The organism is Blastomonas sp. CCH1-A6 (assembly GCF_001556365.1).
GTDB lineage: Bacteria > Pseudomonadota > Alphaproteobacteria > Sphingomonadales > Sphingomonadaceae > Blastomonas > Blastomonas ursincola.
Map to the genome: position 1 here is coordinate 1 of NZ_LSIS01000095.1, position 3,625 is coordinate 3,625.

The 3,625-nt window shown below is 63.9% G+C and carries 5 protein-coding genes; 4 read left to right on the forward strand and 1 reads right to left on the reverse strand.

Features of this window, described 5'->3' with window-relative positions:
• The first annotated feature begins 153 nt into the window (after positions 1-153).
• The 4 genes from AX735_RS04350 (at position 154) to AX735_RS04365 (ending at position 2,781) form a co-directional block, all read left to right on the forward strand.
• On the forward strand, positions 154-474 hold the full coding sequence (locus AX735_RS04350) for an RNA-binding S4 domain-containing protein (protein ID WP_082750924.1): 321 nt from the start codon (positions 154-156) through the stop codon (positions 472-474).
• A gap of 153 nt (positions 475-627) precedes the next feature.
• Positions 628-966: a ferredoxin FdxA gene (fdxA, locus tag AX735_RS04355; protein ID WP_023837599.1), complete on the forward strand. Its 339-nt coding sequence runs from the start codon at positions 628-630 to the stop codon at positions 964-966.
• A 412-nt stretch (positions 967-1,378) separates the two neighbouring features.
• A complete protein-coding gene (locus AX735_RS04360; protein WP_023837598.1) occupies positions 1,379-1,906 on the forward strand; it encodes a CarD family transcriptional regulator in 528 nt (175 codons plus the stop codon).
• A 251-nt stretch (positions 1,907-2,157) separates the two neighbouring features.
• Positions 2,158-2,781: a DUF2306 domain-containing protein gene (locus AX735_RS04365; protein WP_171007838.1), complete on the forward strand. Its 624-nt coding sequence runs from the start codon at positions 2,158-2,160 to the stop codon at positions 2,779-2,781.
• A gap of 4 nt (positions 2,782-2,785) precedes the next feature.
• Here AX735_RS04365 and AX735_RS04370 read toward each other — a convergent pair.
• A partial coding sequence (locus AX735_RS04370; protein WP_156447411.1) for an AMP-binding protein occupies positions 2,786-3,625 on the reverse strand: 840 nt, incomplete at its 5' end.

A 3,625-nucleotide genomic window follows, 5' to 3' on the forward strand; every position in this document is an offset into this window, starting at 1 on the left:
AGGCCGCACCGGCGGGTGCCGGGGCCGACGCAGCGACGGACAGGCAAAGGTTATGGCGCTGGCGGGGGCTGGCGCGGAAAAAGGCTCGGGGCCCAGCGGCGGGACCGGAGAATCGGGGACATTTTGCCGCGCTGAAGGAATGGAAGGTGGCGATTGGCTGAAAAGGGCGGCGGAGCATCCTCATCGATCGGCAGCGCGGGCGCGCACATGCGCATGGACCTGCTGCTCTGGTATCTGCGGCTGGTGCGTAGCCGATCGCAGGGCAAGTTGCTCGCCGAACAGGGGGTGATCCGCAGCAATGGCAACCGCGTCGTCAAGGCGCACCACGCGGTGCGCTGCGGCGACATTCTTACCGTCCCCCAGGGCTCGCGCGTGCTGGTGCTGCAGATCGACCAGCTGCCCCGGCGGCGCGGTCCGGCGGACGAGGCGCTGGCCTGCTACAGCGAACCGACCGAAGCGCGTGCGACGGGATAAAGCGGGGCTTTGGCACCCCAAGGCAGCGCCATATTGACGCATCGGCCTTGTCACAATAGCAAGGCGGCCAGAATCACCACGGCATCACCATGCCATCATCACGCCCGACCGGTGCCCCGCGCCGGTGCGCATTCAGGGGAGCGATCACAGCCGATGACCTATGTTGTCACCGACGCCTGCATCAAGTGCAAATATATGGACTGCGTCGAAGTCTGTCCGGTGGACTGCTTCTACGAGGGCGAGAACATGCTGGTGATCAACCCCAGCGAGTGCATCGACTGCGGCGTGTGCGAACCCGAATGCCCTGCCGAAGCCATCCTGCCCGATACCGAGGACGGCCTGGAAAAGTGGCTCGAGCTCAACACCAAGTTCAGCGCCGAATGGCCCAATATCACGGTCAAGCGCGACAGCCCGCCCGATGCCGATGAGTACAAGGGCAAGGAAGGCAAGTACGAAGCCTATTTCTCGCCCGAACCCGGCGAGGGCGACTGATCCGCTTTGGCGTGATGCGCTGACCCACCCCCAACCCCTCCCTTGCAGGGAGGGGAGTTCCAGCGCGACAAGCAAACAATTCCCCTCCCTGGACAGGGAGGGGCCAGGGGTGGGTCGTCAGCGCCGACCCCTTTTTGGCAATTCCGCATCGCCCCGCTGCAAACGTTGGCGGTTTCCGTAGCGTAATTCCCCCAGCGCGATTGTATTTTCGTGCGCAGCCCCCATCTAGGACCGGAATGGCCATTACGGGGTGGCTATTTTGTGACGAATCTGTTAAGTGCGGCCTATTGGCGCAGCGGGTTTGCGCTGATGGGTGTCCCACATTCGGCACATTTTGAGGAGATTCACTCGAACGGCTGACATGCGAGTTCGAAAAGGCTCCCGCTTCCCCTGAATACAGAAAGGTTTTTGAATGGCCGCCAAAGCGCTGTCTTTTGATGTAGGCGATTATGTGGTTTATCCCAAGCACGGTGTCGGCCGTGTTGTGGAACTTCAGAAGGAAGAAATTGCCGGCATGCAGCTCGAGCTGTACGTGCTGCGCTTCGAAAAGGAACGGATGACCCTGCGCGTTCCTGTGAACAAGGTTGAAAGCATCGGCATGCGCAAGCTGTCTTCGGACAAGACGCTGCGCGAAGCTATGGAAACGCTCAAGAGCAAGCCCAAGGTCAAGCGCACCATGTGGTCGCGCCGTGCCCAGGAATATGAAGCGAAGATCAATTCGGGCGACCTCGTCTCGATCGCCGAGGTGACCCGCGACCTGTTCCGTCCCGACGACCAGCCCGAACAGAGCTATTCGGAACGGCAGATCTTCGAAGCCGCCTCGAGCCGTCTGGCGCGTGAGCTGGCCGCGATGGAAAAGACCGACGAGCCCGCCGCGCTCAAGAAGATCCTCGAGATCCTGAACGCCGCCGCGCCGCAGTACTACGAAGCCGCCGAATAAGCGATTTCGTTCTAGACGTTTCAGCAAGACCCCGGATCGGTGGAGGCCGATCCGGGGTCTTGCTATTTCCGGTCCCCTATCCCGCCCCGTCATTCCCGCGAACGCGGGAATCCCGCTTGTGCGTTTCCCGTTGCCATGAAAGCGGGACGCCCGCTTTCGCGGGGGTGACGGGAATGGCGCGGTAGCGAGCCGGGTTGCGACACTTCCCGGCGTGAGGCACGATGGTGCGAAACCAACAGGGGGGAGCCATCGTGACCAGCCAGGCCTGGCCGCCGATCGATCACAGACCGGGTCTGACCCTGCCCGCATTGCTGTTCTGGGCGGCGATCCTCTCGACGCTGCCGGTGCTGTGGCTCAATGTGCTGCCCGCGCTCGGCGGCGGTGCGCAGCGGGGCCATGCCGATCACAGCCTGTGGATCGTGCTTCATGCGCTGACCGGTTTCCTGACCCTCGTCTCTGGCTTTCTCGCGCTGTACATGGGCTGGACCCGCGCCGCGTTCGAATATCACCGCCACACCGGCTGCACCTATGTCGGCGCAGGCATGACCATGGCATTTGTCGCGCTGTTCCTCGCGACCAGCGATCCGCACCGCAATCCGGCGAGCGGCTGGGCTACGGCCACGCTGTCGGTGGCCTGGCTGGTCGCGACCTCGATGGGCTGGCGGCGCGGCAGCCAGAAGCGCTGGCGCTCGCACCAGATGTGGATGATCCGCTCGATGGTCCTCACCTGGACCTTCGTCTTCTGCCGCCTGGCGCAGCGGCTGGGCGACATGGAAGGCGTGGCCCCGGCCTTCGGAATATGGGCCTATTGGCTCGGGCCGCTGCTGATCGCCGAGATCGGGCTGCAGCTGTGGAACCGCCGCCGGCCCGCCTGACCCCTCAGCTCTTGTACAGGCTGTCCAGCCGCTCCTGATAGCGCCCGCGGATGACGTGCCGCCGGATCTTCATCGACGGCGTCATCTCGCCATTCTCGATGGTGAACGGCTCGTCGGCGAAGTTGAACTGGCGCACCTTCTCGATCACCGACAGGTCGGCATTGACCCGGTCGATCGCCGCGCGCACCGCAGCCTTGAACTGCGGATTGGCCTGGAGCGCGGCGAAATCGACCTTGAGGCCCTGCGCGCTCGCCCATTCCATCGTCCATTCAGGATCGGGCACCACCAGCCCGACCAGATAGGGCCGCCGGTCGCCGACCACCATCGCCTGGTGAATCTCGGGCTGCAGCGTCAGCATGCCCTCGACCTTTTGCGGCGAGACATTGTCGCCCTTGTCGTTGACGATCAGGTCCTTCTTGCGGTCGGTGATCGCGATCCGCCCGGCCTCGTCGATATAGCCGATATCGCCGGTGTGCAGCCAGCCGTCCTTGAGCACGCGCGCGGTCTCCTCGGGGTTCTGCCAGTAACCGTGCATGACCAGTTCGCCGCGCACCAGGATCTCGCCATCCTCGGCGATGCGCACCTCGGTATCGGCGAGCGGCGGGCCCACCGTGTCCATCTTGATGCCCACGCTGGGGCGGTTGCACGCGATGATCGGTGCGGCCTCGGTCTGGCCATAGCCTTGCAGCAGCGTAATGCCGAGTGCGTGGAAGAACACGCCGATCTCGGGATTGAGCGGAGCGCCACCCGAGACCATCGCCTTGACCCGTCCACCGAACCGCGCCTGGATCTTGGGGCGCAGGCTCTTCGACAGGATGAAGTCCATCGGCTTGTCGAGCAGACC